This window comes from Streptomyces sp. SP17BM10, assembly GCF_036322405.1.
Lineage (GTDB): Bacteria > Actinomycetota > Actinomycetes > Streptomycetales > Streptomycetaceae > Kitasatospora.
Genome location: NZ_JAQYXB010000666.1, coordinates 1 through 231, shown reverse-complemented (window position 1 = coordinate 231; position 231 = coordinate 1). Strand labels below are relative to the sequence as shown.

At 77.5% G+C, this 231-nt stretch carries 1 pseudogene; it reads right to left on the bottom strand.

What is annotated here, in order from left to right:
* A pseudogene (locus tag PUR71_RS33090) lies at positions 1–231 on the bottom strand (hypothetical protein); the annotation flags it as partial.

Below are 231 nucleotides of genomic sequence, written 5' to 3'. Positions count from 1 at the left end.
GACGGCGTCCGGGCCCTCGGCGAGCAGCGGCGCGTCCGGGACCCAGACGAGCTCGGCGCGCCCCTCCCCCGCCACCTGCGCGCACGTGTCCAGGAACTGCCCGTAGGTGAGCAGGCCGGGCGGCGCGGTGGTGAGGAAGCGGCCGGCCGTGCCCGCCGTCAGCAGGTCCAGGCCGAACACCGCGAAGTCCCGGACGTCGATCAGCTGGACGGGACGGCCGGGCTCGCCGGG